This is a genomic window from Streptomyces sp. NPDC005263 (genome assembly GCF_042872365.1).
Classification (GTDB): Bacteria; Actinomycetota; Actinomycetes; order Streptomycetales; family Streptomycetaceae; genus Streptomyces.
This window is the reverse complement of sequence record NZ_JBIAKJ010000003.1, coordinates 36,084-52,821: the sequence shown is the minus strand read 5'-3', so window position 1 is coordinate 52,821 and position 16,738 is coordinate 36,084. Positions and strand designations below refer to the sequence as shown.

17 protein-coding genes are annotated in these 16,738 nt (G+C 70.9%); 6 read left to right on the top strand and 11 right to left on the bottom strand.

The window, feature by feature from the left end; all coding sequences use genetic code 11:
* Positions 1-33 precede the first annotated feature (33 nt).
* The 3 genes from ACFYRY_RS13795 to hemL form a co-directional block, all read right to left on the bottom strand.
* Entirely contained in the window at positions 34-1,317 is a 1,284-nt protein-coding gene (locus tag ACFYRY_RS13795) for a hypothetical protein (protein WP_389143924.1), read from the bottom strand.
* Between the two features lie 163 nt (positions 1,318-1,480).
* The gene (locus ACFYRY_RS13790; RefSeq protein WP_389146187.1) at positions 1,481-2,140 is read right to left on the bottom strand and encodes a histidine phosphatase family protein; all 660 of its coding nucleotides are present in this window, start codon (positions 2,138-2,140) and stop codon (positions 1,481-1,483) included.
* Between the two features lie 59 nt (positions 2,141-2,199).
* A complete protein-coding gene (gene hemL / locus ACFYRY_RS13785; protein WP_389143921.1) occupies positions 2,200-3,516 on the bottom strand; it encodes a glutamate-1-semialdehyde 2,1-aminomutase in 1,317 nt (438 codons plus the stop codon).
* A gap of 319 nt (positions 3,517-3,835) precedes the next feature.
* On the opposite strand from hemL, the gene ACFYRY_RS13780 reads away from it, so the two are divergent.
* The 3 genes from ACFYRY_RS13780 to ACFYRY_RS13770 all read left to right on the top strand — a co-directional run bounded on the left by ACFYRY_RS13780 (position 3,836) and on the right by ACFYRY_RS13770 (position 5,771).
* Complete coding sequence (locus tag ACFYRY_RS13780) at positions 3,836-4,471, top strand: hypothetical protein (protein WP_389143918.1); 636 nt, start codon at positions 3,836-3,838, stop codon at positions 4,469-4,471.
* 159 nt (positions 4,472-4,630) lie between these two features.
* The gene (locus ACFYRY_RS13775) at positions 4,631-5,023 is read left to right on the top strand and encodes a DUF6153 family protein (protein ID WP_389143915.1); all 393 of its coding nucleotides are present in this window, start codon (positions 4,631-4,633) and stop codon (positions 5,021-5,023) included.
* A gap of 91 nt (positions 5,024-5,114) precedes the next feature.
* Entirely contained in the window at positions 5,115-5,771 is a 657-nt protein-coding gene (locus tag ACFYRY_RS13770; RefSeq protein ID WP_389143912.1) for a DUF305 domain-containing protein, read from the top strand.
* Between the two features lie 102 nt (positions 5,772-5,873).
* Here ACFYRY_RS13770 and ACFYRY_RS13765 read toward each other — a convergent pair whose 3' ends face one another.
* On the bottom strand, positions 5,874-6,092 hold the full coding sequence (locus ACFYRY_RS13765) for a hypothetical protein (protein WP_389143909.1): 219 nt from the start codon (positions 6,090-6,092) through the stop codon (positions 5,874-5,876).
* Positions 6,093-6,226: 134 nt separating this feature from the next.
* On the opposite strand from ACFYRY_RS13765, the gene ACFYRY_RS13760 reads away from it, so the two are divergent.
* Together ACFYRY_RS13760 and ACFYRY_RS13755 are read left to right on the top strand one after the other, a co-directional pair.
* The gene (locus ACFYRY_RS13760; protein ID WP_389143906.1) at positions 6,227-6,535 is read left to right on the top strand and encodes a heavy-metal-associated domain-containing protein; all 309 of its coding nucleotides are present in this window, start codon (positions 6,227-6,229) and stop codon (positions 6,533-6,535) included.
* 70 nt (positions 6,536-6,605) lie between these two features.
* On the top strand, positions 6,606-7,139 hold the full coding sequence (locus tag ACFYRY_RS13755) for a DUF4396 domain-containing protein (protein ID WP_389143903.1): 534 nt from the start codon (positions 6,606-6,608) through the stop codon (positions 7,137-7,139).
* Positions 7,140-7,212: 73 nt separating this feature from the next.
* On the opposite strand, the gene ACFYRY_RS13750 is transcribed toward ACFYRY_RS13755, so the two are convergent.
* From ACFYRY_RS13750 to ACFYRY_RS13720, 7 genes are all read right to left on the bottom strand, one after another.
* Positions 7,213-8,070: a PaaX family transcriptional regulator C-terminal domain-containing protein gene (locus tag ACFYRY_RS13750; RefSeq protein ID WP_389143900.1), complete on the bottom strand. Its 858-nt coding sequence runs from the start codon at positions 8,068-8,070 to the stop codon at positions 7,213-7,215.
* Between the two features lie 52 nt (positions 8,071-8,122).
* On the bottom strand, positions 8,123-9,532 hold the full coding sequence (locus ACFYRY_RS13745; protein ID WP_389143897.1) for an alpha/beta hydrolase family protein: 1,410 nt from the start codon (positions 9,530-9,532) through the stop codon (positions 8,123-8,125).
* Positions 9,529-10,899 (bottom strand): MFS transporter, encoded by a 1,371-nt coding sequence (locus ACFYRY_RS13740; RefSeq protein ID WP_389143894.1) that lies wholly within the window; start codon positions 10,897-10,899, stop codon positions 9,529-9,531. The genes ACFYRY_RS13745 and ACFYRY_RS13740 overlap by 4 nt, the downstream gene beginning before the upstream one ends.
* 117 nt (positions 10,900-11,016) lie before the next feature.
* Positions 11,017-12,444, bottom strand: a complete 1,428-nt coding sequence (locus ACFYRY_RS13735; RefSeq protein WP_389143891.1) for an ATP-binding protein — start codon at positions 12,442-12,444, stop codon at positions 11,017-11,019.
* Positions 12,445-13,146: a response regulator transcription factor gene (locus ACFYRY_RS13730; RefSeq protein WP_389146184.1), complete on the bottom strand. Its 702-nt coding sequence runs from the start codon at positions 13,144-13,146 to the stop codon at positions 12,445-12,447.
* 128 nt (positions 13,147-13,274) lie between these two features.
* A complete protein-coding gene (locus ACFYRY_RS13725) occupies positions 13,275-14,018 on the bottom strand; it encodes an FMN reductase (RefSeq protein ID WP_389143888.1) in 744 nt (247 codons plus the stop codon).
* A 7-nt stretch (positions 14,019-14,025) separates the two neighbouring features.
* The gene (locus tag ACFYRY_RS13720) at positions 14,026-15,102 is read right to left on the bottom strand and encodes an LLM class flavin-dependent oxidoreductase (protein WP_389143885.1); all 1,077 of its coding nucleotides are present in this window, start codon (positions 15,100-15,102) and stop codon (positions 14,026-14,028) included.
* 153 nt (positions 15,103-15,255) lie between these two features.
* Here ACFYRY_RS13720 and ACFYRY_RS13715 point away from each other — a divergent pair, with 153 nt between their 5' ends.
* Entirely contained in the window at positions 15,256-16,677 is a 1,422-nt protein-coding gene (locus tag ACFYRY_RS13715) for an MFS transporter (RefSeq protein ID WP_389143882.1), read from the top strand.
* The last annotated feature ends 61 nt before the right edge of the window (positions 16,678-16,738 follow it).

Here is a 16,738-nt window from a genome sequence, read left to right as displayed (position 1 = left end):
TGCCCACCCCCCTTGCGGGCGGAAACCCGCATTTCAGGCGGCTTTCCCGGAGGCCGTGGAGCCGGCCGCGGGCGTCTTCTTCAGGAACTCCTTCCAGCCACCGGCGGGTTCCTGGCCGACATCGAGCGAACGGAGCTTGGTGAGCACCTCGGGCTTCTGCACGTCCATCCAGTCCACGAACTGCCGGAAGGAGACCAGGCGTACGTCCCCGCCCTTCTCCTTCTCGCGCGCGATGTGCTTGAACGCCGCCTCGACGGCGTCCATGTAGATGCCGCCGTTCCACTGCTCGAAGTGGTTGCCGACGAAGAAAGGCGCCCTATTTGTCTCGTATGCCCGCTTGAATCCCTGGATGTACGCCTGGGACGCCTGCTGCCGCCAGCCCGGGTAGTTGGACGGGGGAGCCTTCGTCGAGTTGATCGACTGGTTCGCCAGCATGTTGTAGTCCATGGAGAGCACTTCGAAGCTGTGTCCGGGGAAAGGTATCTGCTGCAACGGCAGGTCCCAGATCCCCTGCTTCTTCTGCGGCCACGTCTGACGCCCGCCCGGCGACGAGGCGTCGTAGCGCCAGCCGAGCTCGCGCGCGGTGGGCAGCAGGTTGCCCTGGCCGAGCAGACAGGGCGTGCGGGCGCCGACGAGTTCCTTGTCGTAGTCGAAGGGCAGCGCGGGCAGGTCGCTCCAGCCGGTGTTGGTCCGCCATTCCTTGACGAAGCCCTTCGCCTGGTCTATCTCACTGCGCCACTGCTGGGGCGACCAGTTGCCGACCGTGCCGGAGCCGGAGCAGAAGTGCCCGTTGAAGTGGGTGCCTATCTCGTGACCCTCGAGCCAGGCGCGGCGGACGTTCGTCAGTGTCGCCTTGACGTGGTCGTCGGCGAGGTAGCCGATGTCGGAGGCGCCGCGCCGGTTGTTCGGCGGGTCGTAGAGACGTTTCTTCGACTCGGGGAGCAGGTAGAGCCCCGACAGGAAGAAGGTCATGCTCGCGCCGTGTTCCTTGGCGAGGTCCAGGAAGCGGGGGAAGAGCCCGTTGCCGACCTCGCCGGCGCCGTCCCAGGAGAAGATGACGAACTGCGGCGGAGCCTGGCCCGGCTCCAACGGTTCGGGTTTCCCTGGCTGGTGGGGCTGCTTGCCGGTGAACGAGGTGGAGCCGTCGCCGATGGGGCGGGCGCTGGGCTTGGGGCTGCCACTGGGGCGACCACTCTTGGAACCGCCGGGGTGACTGGATTTGTCTGAGGCGGTGAGGCTGCCGCAGCCGGCGAGTCCGGCGGCGGCCGCGGCACCGGCCCCGAGTCCGAGTGCTCCCCTGCGGGTGAGCGTGCGCATGGCGTCCCCGTTCGTCACGTTCTCTGGTGGTCACCCAGTCAGAGGCGGCGACGAACGGGGAGGTTCCTCAGATTCTTACGGTTTTCGTAACAGATGCCCACGGAAGGGGCCTAGCAGCGAGCGGGCCTCGTGTGACGTCCCCCACGTCAGGCACGCCCCGTGCTCACGCCCCGAAGGCCTTGCTGTTGCCCTTGCCCTTGCCCTTGGTCGGCTTGGCGCCGGCGAGGAGGTGGGTGGGGACGAGGTCGCGGGCGGGCTCGGAGTAACCGACAGAGACGATCTTGTCACCCCGGTAGGTGAAGGACGTCAGCGAGGCCAGCGTGCACTGCCGCTTGCGCGGGTCGTGCCACAGCCGCCGCTTCTCCACGTACGACCGCACGATCCAGATCGGCAACTGGTGACTGACGAGCACCGCCTCATGCCCCCGCGCCTGGTCCTTCGCGGCGTTCAGCGCGCCCATCATGCGCACCACCTGGTCGACGTACGGCTCACCCCACGACGGCCGGAGCGGGTTGACCAGGTGCTTCCAGTTCTCCGGCCGCCGCAGCGCCCCGTCGCCGACCCCGAACGTCTTGCCCTGGAAGACGTTCTCGGCCTCGATGAGCCGCTCGTCGGTGGCGAGGTCCAGCCCGTGCGCCTTGGCGATCGGCGTCGCCGTCTCCTGCGCCCGCTCCAGCGGGGAGGCACAGACATAGGTGACATCGCGGGCGGCGAGGTGCTCGGCGACCCGGTCGGCCATCTGCCGGCCGAGCTCGGAGAGGTGGTAGCCCGCGAGACGGCCGTAGAGGACACCGTCGGGGTTGGCGACCTCGCCGTGCCGCATGACGTGGACGACGGTGAACTCGCTGCCGTCGGCGCCGTTCTTGCTGTTGCCGTTCTCGCTCACGCGGTGGCCTCCGCAGCCGCTCGGGCCGCCGCCGGAAGGGCGTCGGCGATCCGCTGGATGGCCCGCTCGTCGTGGGCCGTGGACACGAACCAGGACTCGAAGGACGACGGCGGCAGATAGACACCGTTCGCCAGCATCGAGTGGAAGAAGGCGGTGAAGCGGTACGACTCCTGCGCCTTGGCGTCCTCGTAGTCGCGGACCGGGCGGTCCGTGAAGAAGACGGAGAACATGTTGGAGGCGTTCTGCACGGTGTGCGCGACGCCTTCCTTGGCGAGCGCGTCCGAGACCAACGCCTGGATCCGCGTCGACACGGAGCCGACCTTGTCGTACGCCGCGTCGTCGAGGAGCCGCAGCTGGGCGAGGCCGGCGGCGGTGGCGATCGGGTTCCCGGAGAGGGTGCCGGCCTGGTAGACCGGGCCGGCCGGGGCGAGGTGCTCCATGACGTCGGCGCGACCGCCGAAGGCCGCCGCCGGGAACCCGCCTCCCATGACCTTGCCGAAGGTCATCAGGTCGGGCCGCACCCCGTCGATGCCGTACCACCCGCTCCGGCTGGTCCGGAAACCGGTCATGACCTCGTCGGAGACGTAGAGCGCGCCGTTTTCGGCACACGCGTCCTTCAGCCCCTGGTTGAAGCCGGGCAGCGGCGGTACGACGCCCATGTTGCCCGGGGAGGCCTCGGTGATCAGGCAGGCGATCTCGCCGGGGTGGGCGCGGAAGGCGGCGTGCACGGCGTCGAGGTCGTTGTACGGAAGGACGATGGTGTCGCCGGCCTGGGCGCCCGTGACGCCGCGGGTGTCGGGGAGCGCGAAGGTCGCCACGCCACTGCCCGCCGCCGCGAGCAGGGAGTCGACGTGACCGTGGTAGCACCCGGCGAACTTGATCACCTTGGAGCGCCGGGTGAAGCCGCGGGCGAGCCGGATGGCCGACATGGTGGCCTCGGTGCCGCTGGACACCAGCCGCACCTGCTCCAGGGGGTCGATCCGGTCGACCATCTCCTCGGCGAGCGCGACCTCGCCCTCACCGGGGGTACCGAAAGAGGTCCCGCGGGAGACGGCGTCCTGGACGGCGGCGATGACCTCGGGGTGCGAGTGCCCGAGGATCATGGGCCCCCAGGAGCAGACCAGGTCGACGTACTCCCGGCCGTCCGCGTCCGTCAGATACGGGCCGGTGCCGGACACCATGAACCGGGGCGTTCCGCCCACGGCACGGAAGGCACGCACCGGGGAGTTCACGCCGCCCGGCGTGACGTCGGCCGCTCGGTCGAACAGGGCCTGCGAGGCAGGCGCGTCGTATGCATAGGGATATTCGCTCATGACCCGCGACTTCTCCGACCTTCCCCGACTTCTTGGACTCCGGTTGTCAGTGACCTCCTCAGGGTAGGCCAGGGGGCACACCCGACCGCGGGGCAGCCGCCCGTCCCCGACGATCTGCGAAACTGGCCATGGATACACACAGCTCACATGGCCCCGGCGTACGTATAGGTGTACGGAAGCTTGTTCAGGGGCTGCGAAGATCCTGCGGACAGGTGTTTCAACGCACGTTTCGTCAGGCGGCCGTGGGGGAGGTCACTGACACGATGATCGGGTTGCGCGGCGGGGGCCACGCGTCCTAGAACAGCAGTCGGGTGGAGATATGCATCGCGGTGGCGGACTGGGCGAGGGGACTGACGACCTGGGTCCTCGACGTGCCCGGCGGGGAAGGCACCGACGCGAGGCGGAGGAATCGAACGAACCACGTCAGGGGCACGTTGTACCGGGTGGACCGAACGAGTCAGAGCTGACCGACCGACGGGTCGAACAGCTCAGGGCGGGGAGCAGGAATGGTGGTCGGGTGGGGGTGACGTACAAGTATTTCGGCGCGCCCGACGGCGCGACCGCGGCCCGCGTCCCGATCTCGATGCGCCCCGAGGAACTCGGCGGCGACGAGCTCGGGATGAACGGCATGTTCACCAAGATCAAGCCGGAGACGATGGCGGCGATGGTCCTCACGGGCATCGAAGGCGTCCCCCTCAACAGGGTGCCCCCGCTGGAACTCGTCGTCCTCCACCCCGACTACGCGGTGGTCAAGCTCCCCATGACGGTCGTCGACCCGCTGCGCGGCATCGGCGAGGAAGCGGTCGGCGCGGCGGCGTTCATCTGGTCGACGGTGCCGGACCGGGGTGGACCACGGGACGCGTTCAACGTGTACCAACTGCTGCACGAGTGGCAGGACTTCAGCCATCGGTTGCATGAGGCGGGGCATCAGCCGTACTGCCTTGTCTGGCCGTGAGCCTGGCAGTTCATGGTGTGCGGGCGGGGCTTTCGGGTCCCGCCCTCGTCGTGTGCGCAGGGTCGGCTCGATCACGGTGAACGCGAGCGCCTCCGCGCCCGTACCCACACGGACAGCTTCGACGAGCCCGTGTCGCGGGCTCCGCCTAGGATGATCCCGATGAAGAGCCCTGAGCAGCACCTCGCGCCACCGCCCGTGCGGCCGTGGCGTGCGCTGCTCATGCTCGGGTTGCTGGCGGGGCTGCTGGCCATGCACGCCATGGCCCCGGGCGGCATGGGCCATGAACGGGCCGCCGACACGCAGCGCATGACGTCGGTCTCGGTCAGCGCTCACGGCGAGTGCTCCGGGGGCTGCGGCGGAGGACACGTCCAGCACGCCGATCCGACCTGCGCGGCGGCCGCCGTACGCGGTGCGCCGGTCCTGCCCGCCCCGCTTCCCGACCCGGTGGCCGTCCCCGAACGGGGCGACACCGTCTGCGCGTACACGCCCAAAGCCCCGGACAGCGCACGGGCGCCACCGTCTCTGGCGGAACTCCAACTGCTGCGGATCTAGACACCACGCGGCACCACGTCACCGGTACGGCGACGCGGTGTACCTCGGCATGTCCACATCCCTTTTCGCACAGCAGCACAGGAGTTTCCGCATGCGCAACACCCGTACCCTGACCCGCCGCGCCATCATCACGGCCGCCACCGTCACCGCCGCCCTCGTCCTCGCCGCCTGCGGCAGTGACAGCGGCAGTGACAGCGAGAGCACCGGCAGCGCGGGCAGCGACACGTCCGCGAGCGCCGGGGCCGATGCCGCGGCCGGTGCGCACAACGCCCAGGACGTGTCCTTCGCGCAGGGCATGATCCCCCACCACCAGCAGGCCCTGGAGATGGCGAAGCTCGCCGACGGCCGGGCCTCCTCCCCCAAGGTGAAGGACCTCGCCGCGCGCGTCGAGAAGGCACAGGACCCGGAGATCAAGACCATGAGCGGCTGGCTGACGTCCTGGGGCGAGGACGTTCCGACGTCCGGCGACAGCATGGAGTCGATGCCCGGCATGGACCACTCGGGCGGATCCGGGATGGCCGGGATGATGGACCCCGCTGACATGGGCAAGCTGGAGAAGGCGTCCGGCGCGGACTTCGACACCATGTTCCTGACCATGATGATCGACCACCACAAGGGCGCCGTCGAGATGGCCGGCACCGAGAAGAGCAAGGGCAAGTACGGTCCCGCCATGTCCATGGCCGGCGACATCGTGACCGGGCAGACCGCCGAGATCACCGAGATGAACAAGCTCCTCGGCAAGAACTGACGGTCGGAGGAAGTGGACGGGGAGGGGCCGGTGTCCGCGCCGGTCCCTCCCCCTCTCCCTTCCCTCTCCCTCCGATCACGTTCTCCGATCGCGTCCGCGCGTTCAGTGCACGTGCGGGCCGCCGGTTGCCTGCGGCTTGGTGTGCGGTACGAGGACGAGGGCGATCAAGGCGCTCGCCGCGGCGATGACGGCGGCACCGACCGCCTGATCACCGGCGGCGTCGACATGTTCCTCGGCCAGTACGGTCCGCGGGCCGACAGGCCGTAACGACTCGCGCGCATCGGAAGGAAGGGGACCCCCGTGCACTTCAGATACCCCCAAGGGGTATAAGTTACCGAGCCTGGAATTGATTGCCAGATATACCCACCTGGGGTATACAGTGAGTCGTGTACGGGTACCCCTACCCCGTATCCGCACACGCACATGGCTGTGACCGCATCGACCAGGAGGAACCCATGTCTTCGTCTTGCTGCTCCACGGACGGCAACTGCTCGACCGGCGCCGCAGGCCAGGCCACAGCTACGGCCACGGCGACCGCGACGGCCACGGAAGGCGCCACCACGACGTACGCCGTCTCCGGTATGACCTGCGGCCACTGCAAGGCCACGCTCACCAAGGTCATCGGTGCACTGGACGGCGTGACCGAGGTCGATGTAGACCTCGACACCGGCCGGGTCACCGTCACGAGCGCCGCCGAGCCGGACGACGCGGTGATCGCCGAGGTCGTCGACGAGGCCGGCTACGAGCTGACCGGCAGGGCCTGACCCGCAATCCCCCGGATCACCGGGACCCGGGTGACGAGATCAGGCAACCCGACGGGAACGGAGCTGATTCATGAGCCACAGCGATCACCACACCGACACCCCGCACGAGCAGCACGAGCAGGACTCCCACGCCGGTCACGGCGGTCACGCCTCGCACGCGGGGCACGCGGGTGCCTCCTGGGCCATGGCCATGAAGGCGACGCTGCACTGCCTGACCGGGTGCGCGATCGGCGAGATCCTCGGTATGGCCATCGGTACCGCCCTCGGCTGGGGCAACGTGTCCACCATGGTCGCGGCGATCGTCCTGGCGTTCCTGTTCGGGTACTCCTTCACCCTGTTCGCGGTACGCGGGGCCGGTCTGGACCTCAAGTCCGCGATCAAGGTGGCGCTGGCCGCCGACACCGTCTCCATCGCTGTGATGGAGCTGGTGGACAACGGCATCATCGCCCTCGTCCCGGGTTCGATGGATGCCCAGCTGTCGGACGGGCTGTTCTGGTCGACCCTCCTCGGCGGGTTCGTGATCGCCTTCCTGATCACGACCCCGGTGAACAAGTGGATGATCGGCCGCGGCAAGGGCCACGCCGTCGTCCACGGCTACCACTGAGGACGAGCCGAGGACGAGCTGAGGGCGAGCTGAGGGCGAGCTGACGGTGAGCCGGCGGCAAGCCGACCGCCGGCTACCGCAGCGGTGCCGTGTCCAGCAGTTCGCCGGCCAGCCGTTCCGCGGGTGCCTCGGTCTGTCCGGCGATGCGGCGGAAGGTTTCCTGGGCGGGGCGGGCCGGCCATTCGGCGGGCAGGTGGCGGGCCGGGAGCCGGGGGTCCGTGCGGATGGTCCAGAGCCACTCGCTGACCAGCCGCAGCCGGGTCGCGATCGGGTCGCCTCCGGACCCGGCGTCCGGATGGGCCGTCCAGCGCTTGTCGAAGGAGACGTAGCGGGCGGCGATGTTCTCCAGGTCCCAGGTGTCACGGATCATCAGCCCGATGTCGGTGGCCTCGTCGGCCTGGGCGTGGAAGATCTTGACGTGGGCGGCGAGCCCGAGGTCCGCGACGACGCCCGCGACGTCGACCCTCCCGGGGGCGACCCACAGCCCGCTGTACAGCGCGCCGAATCCGGACCACGCGAGCTGCGAGCGCAGATCGTGGCGCTGCCGCTGCCAGGACTCGGGGAACGAGAAGCCCAGCAGCGTCCAGGCTCCGTCCCAGTCGTCGTTGACGGCGCCCTTCTGCCAGATACGGATCCGGCCGTCCTCCAGGACGCGCGTCGCCTGCGGGGTCAGGCCGAAGTACATCCTGCGGCCCTCCCGCTGACGCCGCAGCAGGCCCCGGTTGACCATGCGGGTCAGGGTGGACCGTACGGCCTGTTCGCCGACGCCGACGCGGCCGAGCACCTCGATGATGCTGCCCGAGTAGACCCCCAGGTCGCCCGCCTCGAGGACGTGGTTGCCGAAGAAGGCCAGCATCAGCGACTGCGGCCGAAGCTGCGGGCTGCCCGAAGGGTCGCTGACCGAGGTGTCCAGGATGTCGTCGTCCTCCACGCTGGCAAGGGTACGACCGCCCGCCGGCGGTGCGGCGGGCGGTCGTACCGCGTCAGCGGCGGTCGGCCGGGTGGGCAAGGTCGTACGGCCGCGGATACGGGGCGGGGCGGTAGGCGACGTATCGGGCGGGGGAGGTCGGGTCGGCCGCGGCGGCCCTGGTGTTGAGGGACCCGGGGTCGGTGTCGTGCCAGCCGCCGGTGGTGACGCGGTCCTCCAGGGTGTGCAGGGCGGCGAGCTGCTCGGCGGGGCTGAAGGTGCAGTGCCCGGCGTTCTCGACGTACGCCTGTCGAAGCAGCGGTGCCGAACCGGCGGCGGTGACGGCGCGGCGCAGGGCGCTCTCGGTCTGGACGGGCACCAGGGCGTCGCCGGTGGTGTGGATGTCGAACTGCGGTTTCGTCAGCCGCCCGGTGAAGGAACTGGTCCGGCTCATCCACGCGGCGGCGGCCGGGTCGGCGCTGATGCGCGGGGCGCGGTTGAGGGTGGCGAGGTCGGCGCGCAGGGAGAGGCCGGCCTTCTTGTACAGCTCGGTGACCTCCTTGCGGACGGAGGAGCGGCCGAGCATCGCGGCGTAGTCGACGCCGGTGTTCCAGGACATGTTGCCGCCGGCCCGGGATTCGGACTCCTGCCGCCGGTTGAAGGCTGCGATCTTCAGCAGACCCTTGACGGCCTCGTACTGGTTGGCCTGTTGGGCGTCCCAGTCGGTCGCGGCGGGGCGGGTCTGCGTCGGCTGGTTCCAGACCGGGATGTTGTGCAGGGCGGCGGCCAGGGCTGTGCGGGCCCGGCCTTCGGGCGTCGTCTGCGCCGAATCGACCACGGCCGTCAGGGTGTTCGCCGCGTCGGTGGCGGCCGTCTGGTCCGCGAGGTTCACCAGGGGGACGTCGGAGCCGGGCGCGAGGAGTGTCTTGATGGCGAAGACGGGGTCGAGGGTGTTGTTCCAGTTGGCGATGCCACCGTGGACGAGGCCGCACATGGACAGGGAGCCGTCGATCCGGTCGGGGTGGCGCTCGGCGATCGCGGTGGTGACGAGCCCGCCGTACGACCGCCCCCAGGCGATCGTGCGGCCGGCCGCGCCGAAGCGGTCGGTGAAGGCGGAGAGGGCGGCCATCTGGTCGGGGACCGCGTCCGTCACCGCCCAGCCGGTGGTGGCGTACGAGGAGCCGACGAGTGCGTACCCCTGCTGGAGGAGGAGGGCCTTGGTGGCCTCGTCCGGGGCGTCCTGTGCGGGGTTGGGCCGGCCGGTGTCGTTGTACCCGTGGCTGAAGAGGAGCACGGTGCCGTTCCAGGCCGCGGGCACGTCCATCAGGTACGTGGCGCCGGAGGGGAGCCGGCCCTCGATGTGGCTCGTGTCCGCCGCGACCGCCGTCGAGGCGGGGAGGGCGGTGGCGGCGAACAGCAGGGCGGCGACCCAGGCGGTGCGGGTACGGGGGCGGGTTCGGGTGCGGGTGCGGGTGCGGGGCGTCATGCGGAGATCTCCTGCGTGTGGGGGGCGTCGGAGGCTGGAGGGGTGTCGGCGGAGTCGATGAGGGACGACCGGCTGGTCTCGCGTACGAAGAGGACGGTCACGGCGGTGATCGCCGCGCCGCCGCACAGCAGCAGCGCCACCGGGGTGCTGGAGCCGCCGTTCCCGGCCACCAGGCTGCCGGCGATCATCGGGGAGAACCCGGCGCCGATGAGGGTGGCGCTCTGGTAGCCGAGGGAGGCGCCGGTGTAGCGGACCTTGGTGCCGAACATCTCGGTGAGCAGGGCGCCCAGCGGGCCGTACATCGTGGACTGGGCGATGCCGTGGCCGAGGACGACGGCGAGGATCAGCAGTCCGGGCGACTTCGAGTCGACCAGCGCGAGGACCGGGAAGGCGAGCGCCGCCGAGGCGACGGCTCCGGCGAGGACGACCGGGCGGCGGCCGATCCGGTCGGAGAGCGCGGACGCGCAGGGCAGCACGACCAGGGCGACGCAGGCGGAGACCGTGAGCGCGGTGAGCACCTGCGGGCGGGCGTAGCCGATGCCGGTGGCGTACGCGATGAGGTAACTGGTCAGCAGCGACTGGGCGGTGAAGGCGCCGATGCCGACGCAGCAGGCCAGCACCAGGGGGCGGGGGCGGCGCAGTACGTCGAGGATCGGCAGCCGTGACTGGGCGTGGTCCTTCTTCACCTCGGCGAACAGCGGGCTCTCGACGACCTTGAGCCGGACGAAGAGGCCGACGCCGAGCAGCACCACGCTCAGCAGGAACGGCACGCGCCATCCCCAGGCCGCGAACTCGTCCTTGGGGAGGGCGACGACGAACGTGACGACGGCGGTGGACAGCAGGGAGCCGAGCGGGGCCCCCAACTGCGTGAAGCTGGACCACAGTCCGCGCCGACGCTCGCCCGCGTGCTCGACGACCATCAGGGTGGCGCCACCCCACTCACCGCCGATGGCGATGCCCTGCACCACGCGCAGCGCGATCAGCAGGACCGGCGCCCAGACACCGATGGTGTCGTACGTGGGCAGCAGGCCGACGAGGAAACTCGCGCCGCCCATCAGGCCCATGGTGAGCAGCAGCATCGACTTGCGGCCGAGCCGGTCGCCGAAGTGACCGAAGAGGATGCCGCCGAGCGGGCGGGCGACATAGCCGGCGGCGAAGGTGCCGAAGGCGGCGATCGTGCCGACGGCCGGGTCGGCACCCGGGAAGAACAGTTCGCCGAAGACGAGGGCGGCGACGGTTCCGTAGACCAGGAAGTCGTAGAACTCGACGGCGGTGCCGAGGAGTCCGGACAGGGCTACCCGGCGGAGCTGGCGGGCGCGTTCGGGGGACGGGGGCGCGGGCGGTGGTGCGATGGGGGACGAGGGCATCGCGGTCTCCCTTGAGCGGAGGAAGGACACCGTGAAGTTAGGCGCTTAAGTCACCTCCGTCAAGAAAGTGCACAACATTGGTCCGCGGTAAGCCCCCGCCCCTCGACGGCGGACTCGTCACCCCACCCCGCTCAGCCCGCCCCCGACCGTGAACCCGATCACCGCCCCACCCCCGTCCCGCCGGATCGCGAACGGCGTCCCCCCGTGCGCGAGCGCCACCTCCCGCACGATGGACAGGCCGAGGCCGGAGCCGGGCAGGGAGCGGGCGTCGGCGGCCCGGTAGAAGCGGTCGAAGACCCGGACCAGGTCGGCGTCGGCGACGCCGGGCCCGCGGTCGAGGACCTCGACCCGGACGGTCCCCGGCCGGGCCGGACCGGCGATGTTGATCTCGATGGGCTCGGTGCCGTCACGGTCGAACTTCGCCGCGTTGTCGACCAGGTTGGACAGGGCGCGGGTGAGCATGCCGGGCCGTCCGTCGGTCGTGGTGTCGCCGCTCGCCCGGAGCAGGATCTGACGGCCGGTGCGGCGGCGGGCGAGCCCGGCGACGTCCTCGGCGATGTCGGCGAGGTCGACCCGCCGCGGCGGCTCGGTGTCGGACTGCCCGGCCGCGAGCTCCACCAGCTCGTTGACCAGGTCGGTGAGCTCACGCGCCTCCTGACCGAGGTCCGCGACCAGCTCTTCGCGGGTGGCGGGGGGCAGCTCGTCGATCCTGCGGAGCAGCGAGATGTTCGTACGCAGCGACGTCAGCGGCGTACGCAGCTCGTGCCCGGCGTCCTGCACGAGCCGCCGCTGGTCCTCCTCGGACTGGGCGAGGCGGCCGAGCATGCGGTCGAAGGCGCGACCGAGGCGGCCGACCTCGTCGTAGCCGGTGACGGGCACCTGGATGCCGAGCCGGCGGGTGCGGGCCACGTCCTCGGCCGCCGAGGTGAGGATCACCAGGCGGCGGGTGATGCGCCGGGCCAGCCACCAGCCGAACAGGCCCGCCCCGACCACCACCGCGGCCATCAGGATCAGGGTCCGCTGCTGGAGCGCCCGCAGCAGGTCCTCGGTGTCGCTGAACTCCTGCGCGACCTGCACCGCGCCCCGGCCGCCGCCGAGGGACACGGTCGCGACGCGGTAGACGTCGCTGCCGACGTGGACGTCCTTGTGCTCGACCGCCCGACCGGCCGGGACGACGGTCGCGATCTCCCGGTCGCCGCCGGTCACGGGCAGGCCCGGGCGCCCCGGGTCGACGACCGCGCCGTCCGGCCCGAGTACCTGCACGTCGGTCCGGGCGGGGCGTACCAGGTCGTGACCGGGTTCCGAGGAGGAGAAGTCCTCCGGCGCCATCCGGTGCTGCCGCACCTCGGCCCGCAGATCCTGCACGACCTCGTCGAACACGGACTCCTGGTCCACTCGGACCAGCCGCGCCGCCGCGCTGTACGACAGCACCCCGACCAGGACGGTGACGGCGGCGGTCACCGTGGCGAAGGACACCGCGAAGGTGGTGCGCAGGGACAGCAGCCGGGGCCGCCGGGAGGACAGCAGTCGCCCGAGGCGGCCCACTCAGTCCTCCCGCAGCACGTAACCCACCCCGCGGACCGTGTGGATCAGCTGGGGCGCGCCCGGTTCGTCGAGCTTGCGGCGCAGGTAGCCGACGTACACGGCGAGGTTCTTGGAGCCGGGACCGAAGTCGTAGCCCCAGATCCGGTCGTAGATCGTGGAGTGGTCGAGGACGATGCCCGCGTTGCGCACCAGCAGCTCCAGGAGCTCGAACTCGGTGCGGGTCAGCTCCAGCTCGCGGTTCCGGCGCCAGGCGCGGCGGGCCTGCACGTCCATCCGCAGCCCGGCCGCCTCGAGCTGCCCCTCGGGGGCGGGCGGCGGCTTCGGTACGCCGGTCAGAGCGCCGACCGGGCTGGTGCGGCGCAGCAGGGCACGCAGCCGGGCGAAGACCTCCTCGACGTCGAAGGGCTTGACCACGTAGTCGTCGGCGCCCGCGTCGAGGCCGGCGATCCGGTCCTGGGTCTCCACGAGTGCCGTCAGCATCAGGATCGGCGTGCGGTCGCCCTCGGCGCGCAGCACCCGGCAGACCTGGAGGCCGTCGATGCCGGGCATCATCACGTCGAGGACGAGCACGTCCGGCGGGGTCCGGTGAGCCTGCGCCAGCGCCTCGACGCCGTCGGCGACCGCGATGACCCGATACCCCTCCAGGGTCAGGGCCCGCTCCAGGGCGTGACGGATGGCGCGGTCGTCTTCGGCGAGCAGCACGGTTCGGGACACGTCCTCAGTGTGCCCTGACCTCCGGCGACCGGGCCGTGTGAGGGTTCTTACGGTCACCCTTCTTACTGGGATCTCACCGTCACACGGCCCGGGCATCGCGGGTCACGCCCGCACGGTCACGCCCGCAGCGCGGCGAGCCGCTCCTCGAACGGGACGAACGCGACTGGCGGGGACTGCGCGGCCCGCGCGTCGGCCGGCGCGTCGGCCGGCGTGGACTGCGCGACCACTGTGCTCCGCGCGACCTGCGCGGCCATCGACACCCCCGTCATCAGCCCCGCCAGCTCCCCCGCCGCCCGCTCGATCCGTGCGTCCAGCCCCTCGGCGCCCCAGTCCTCCGAGGCCGCGTACACACCGGTCGGGACCACGACGGCCCGCAGGTAGGCGAAGAGCGGCCGCAGCGCGTGGTCCAGCACGAGGGAGTGCCGGGCGCTGCCCCCGGTCGCCGCGATCAGCACCGGCTTCCCGGCCAGCGCGTCCTGGTCGCTCACGCTGAGCACGTCGAAGAACGACTTGAACAGTCCGCTGTACGACGCCGAAAACACCGGAGTGACGACGATCAGTCCGTCCGCCCCGGTCACGGCGTCGATCGCGGCGGCGAGGCGGGGGCCCGGGAACCCGTTGGTGAAGTTGTGCGCGATCTCCACGGCGAGATCGCGCAACTCGACGACCTGCGTCTCGACAACCTGCGTCTCGACGCCCTGCCCGTCGACCGGGACCTGCCCGTCGACCGGTGCCTGCCCCTCGACCGGGACCTGCCCGCCGACCGGTGCCTGGCGCCCCACCGCGGCCGCCAGCCGGTCCGCCAGCAGCCGGGTGGACGACGGGACACTCAGCCCGGCCGAGACGACGACGAGCCTCATTCGACCGTCACCCCCTGGCGGCGGCGAGCAGCGACTGGTGGGTGGGTGCCTCGGGCACGTCGGCCGGACGCCCGACGGCGAACTCCTTCCGCAGCACCGGCACCACCTCCTCGCCGAGCATGTCCAGCTGCTCCAGCACGGTCTTCAGCGGCAGCCCGGCGTGGTCAAGGAGGAACAGCTGGCGCTGGTAGTCACCGGCGTACTCGCGAAACGCCAGGGTCTTCTCGATGACCTGCTCCGGGGAGCCCACGGTCAGCGGGGTCTGCTCGGTGAACTCCTCCAGCGACGGCCCATGCCCGTAGACGGGGGCGACGTCGAAGTAGGGCCGGAACTCGCGCACCGCGTCCTGGGAGTTCCTCCGCATGAACACCTGGCCGCCGAGGCCGACGATCGCCTGCTCGGGCGTGCCGTGCCCGTAGTGGGCGTACCGGCTGCGGTAGAGCTCCACCATCCGCTTGGTGTGGTCGGCCGGCCAGAAGATGTTGTTGTGGAAGAAGCCGTCGCCGTAGTACGCGGCCTGCTCGGCGATCTCCGGTGAGCGGATCGAGCCGTGCCAGACGAACGGCGGTACGCCGTCCAGCGGGCGGGGCCTGGACGTGAAGCCCTGCAGCGGGGTACGGAACTTCCCCTCCCAGTCCACGACGTCCTCGCGCCACAGCCGGCACAGCAGGGCGTAGTTCTCCACGGCGAGGTTGATGCCCTGCCGGATGTCCTGCCCGAACCACGGGTACACCGGGCCGGTGTTGCCGCGCCCCATCATCAGGTCCACCCGGCCGTCCGCCAGGTGCTGGAGCATCGCGAAGTCCTCGGCGATCTTCACCGGGTCGTTGGTGGTGATGAGGGTGGTGGAGGTGGACAGCACCAGCTTCTCCGTGCGCGCGGCCACGTACCCGAGCATGGTCGTCGGGGACGACGGCACGAACGGCGGGTTGTGGTGCTCGCCGGTCGCGAAGACGTCGAGCCCGACCTCCTCGGCCTTCAGCGCGATGGCGACCATGGCCTTGATGCGCTCGCGCTCGGTCGGCGTACGGCCCGTGGTCGGGTCCGGCGTGACATCGCCGACGCTGAAGATCCCGAACTGCATGGTCGCTCAACCTCCAAGTTGTTGACCGTTCAACTATAGCTCTCCAACGGTCACCCGGGCAGGCGTATTCCCCGGCATACGCGCAAGCCATGCACCGACCCCCGACAGGAAATGCGCTTGACGCTCAGCCCTCCCGGTCCCATATTTACCTGCGTGACGCAGATACTGCATGACAAAGACGAAAAGAAGGTGTCCGCCCGCACCCGCTGGGCGATCCTCGCCGTGGTCCTCGCCGCCGATGTACTGGACCTCCTCGACGCCACGATCACCAACATCGCCGCCCCGACCATCACCAGGGATCTCGGCGGCGGCGCGAGCCTGGTCCAGTGGCTCGGCGCCTCCTACGCGCTCGCGCTCGGCGTGCTGCTCGTGCCCGGCGGACGGCTCGGCGACAGATACGGGCGCCGCCGGATGTTCCTGATCGGGCTGGCCGGATTCGTCGCCGCGTCCCTGGCCTGCGGACTCGCCCCGACCCCGCTTGTGCTGGTCGTCGCCCGCCTCGTCCAGGGCGCCTTCGCCGCGCTCGTCATCCCGCAGGGCTTCGGCATCCTGGGCGCCACCTGGCCACGCGACCAGATCGCCAAGGCGTTCAGCCTGTTCGGGCCGGTGATGGGCCTGTCGGCCGTCGGCGGTCCGATCCTCGCCGGGTTCCTCGTCGACGCCGACCTCGCGGGGCTCGGCTGGCGCCCCATGTTCCTGATCAACCTGGCCCTGGGCGGTGCCGCCCTGATCGCCGCCGCACGCCTGCTGCCGCGTGACACCGGCGATCCGTCCGTGTCGGTCGACGGCCCCGGATCGGCGTTGCTCGCCGGCGCACTGCTCGGCCTGCTCGGCGGCCTCATCGACGGCTCGGACCACGGCTGGACGCCCCGCGCTTTCGCCCTGCTGCTTCTCGGATCCGCCCTGTTCGCCGGCTTCTGCCACCGCCAGCGCACCGCCGCCCGCCCCCTCGTCGAGCCGTCTCTGCTGCGCAACCGTGGCTTCACCTCGGGCCTGATCCTGGGCATCCTCGTCTTCGCCGCGACCGCCGGCCTCCTCTACGTCATCTCTCTCTTCTTCCAGCAGGGCCTCGGCCGCTCCCCCGCCGGCACCGCGCTCGGCCTGATCCCCCTGTCGATCGGGATCGTCGTCGCGTCCATCGCCTGCTACCGCCTCATCCACTCCTACGGCCGCGGGCTCGTCGTCGCCGGACTGCTGATCTTCACAGCGGGCTGCGGATACCTGGCCTGCCTGGTCCTCAACGCCGGTACATCAGTGAGCAGTTGGGCGCTTGTCCCGCCCCTGCTCCTCATCGGCCTCGGCATGGGCACCTGCTTCGGCACGGTGTACGACATCACGATCGGCGACATCGCCCCCGCGGAGGCGGGCAGCGCGAGCGGCTCGCTCAGCGCGGTGCAGCAGGTCGCCAACGCGATCGGGGCGGCGGCCGTGACCACCGTGTACTTCCACACCGCCGACGGCGGCGAGGCCCACGCGATGACCGTGAGCCTCGGCGTGGTCGCCGCGGCCACGGTCCTGTGCCTGCCCCTCGTACGCCTGCTGCCGCGCAAGGCGCAGGCGGACCACCACCACTGAGGGGTGCCCGGCTCCCGGGGCGGCCGTGGGCGAGGAAAAGCCCGGCCGCCCGTCACACTCC

Bases quoted from the DNA above. Each gene is read 5' to 3' on its own strand.
- ACFYRY_RS13790 (WP_389146187.1), bottom strand. From the start codon at position 2,140: ATGCGGCACGGCGAGGTCGCCAACCCCGACGGTGTCCTCTACGGCCGT.
- ACFYRY_RS13780 (WP_389143918.1), top strand. From the start codon at position 3,836: ATGCATCGCGGTGGCGGACTGGGCGAGGGGACTGACGACCTGGGTCCT.
- hemL (WP_389143921.1), bottom strand. From the start codon at position 3,516: ATGAGCGAATATCCCTATGCATACGACGCGCCTGCCTCGCAGGCCCTG.
- ACFYRY_RS13725 (WP_389143888.1), bottom strand. From the start codon at position 14,018: ATGAGGCTCGTCGTCGTCTCGGCCGGGCTGAGTGTCCCGTCGTCCACC.
- ACFYRY_RS13760 (WP_389143906.1), top strand. From the start codon at position 6,227: ATGTCTTCGTCTTGCTGCTCCACGGACGGCAACTGCTCGACCGGCGCC.
- ACFYRY_RS13795 (WP_389143924.1), bottom strand. From the start codon at position 1,317: ATGCGCACGCTCACCCGCAGGGGAGCACTCGGACTCGGGGCCGGTGCC.
- ACFYRY_RS13775 (WP_389143915.1), top strand. From the start codon at position 4,631: ATGAAGAGCCCTGAGCAGCACCTCGCGCCACCGCCCGTGCGGCCGTGG.
- ACFYRY_RS13740 (WP_389143894.1), bottom strand. From the start codon at position 10,899: ATGCCCTCGTCCCCCATCGCACCACCGCCCGCGCCCCCGTCCCCCGAA.
- ACFYRY_RS13770 (WP_389143912.1), top strand. From the start codon at position 5,115: ATGCGCAACACCCGTACCCTGACCCGCCGCGCCATCATCACGGCCGCC.
- ACFYRY_RS13720 (WP_389143885.1), bottom strand. From the start codon at position 15,102: ATGCAGTTCGGGATCTTCAGCGTCGGCGATGTCACGCCGGACCCGACC.
- ACFYRY_RS13745 (WP_389143897.1), bottom strand. From the start codon at position 9,532: ATGACGCCCCGCACCCGCACCCGCACCCGAACCCGCCCCCGTACCCGC.
- ACFYRY_RS13755 (WP_389143903.1), top strand. From the start codon at position 6,606: ATGAGCCACAGCGATCACCACACCGACACCCCGCACGAGCAGCACGAG.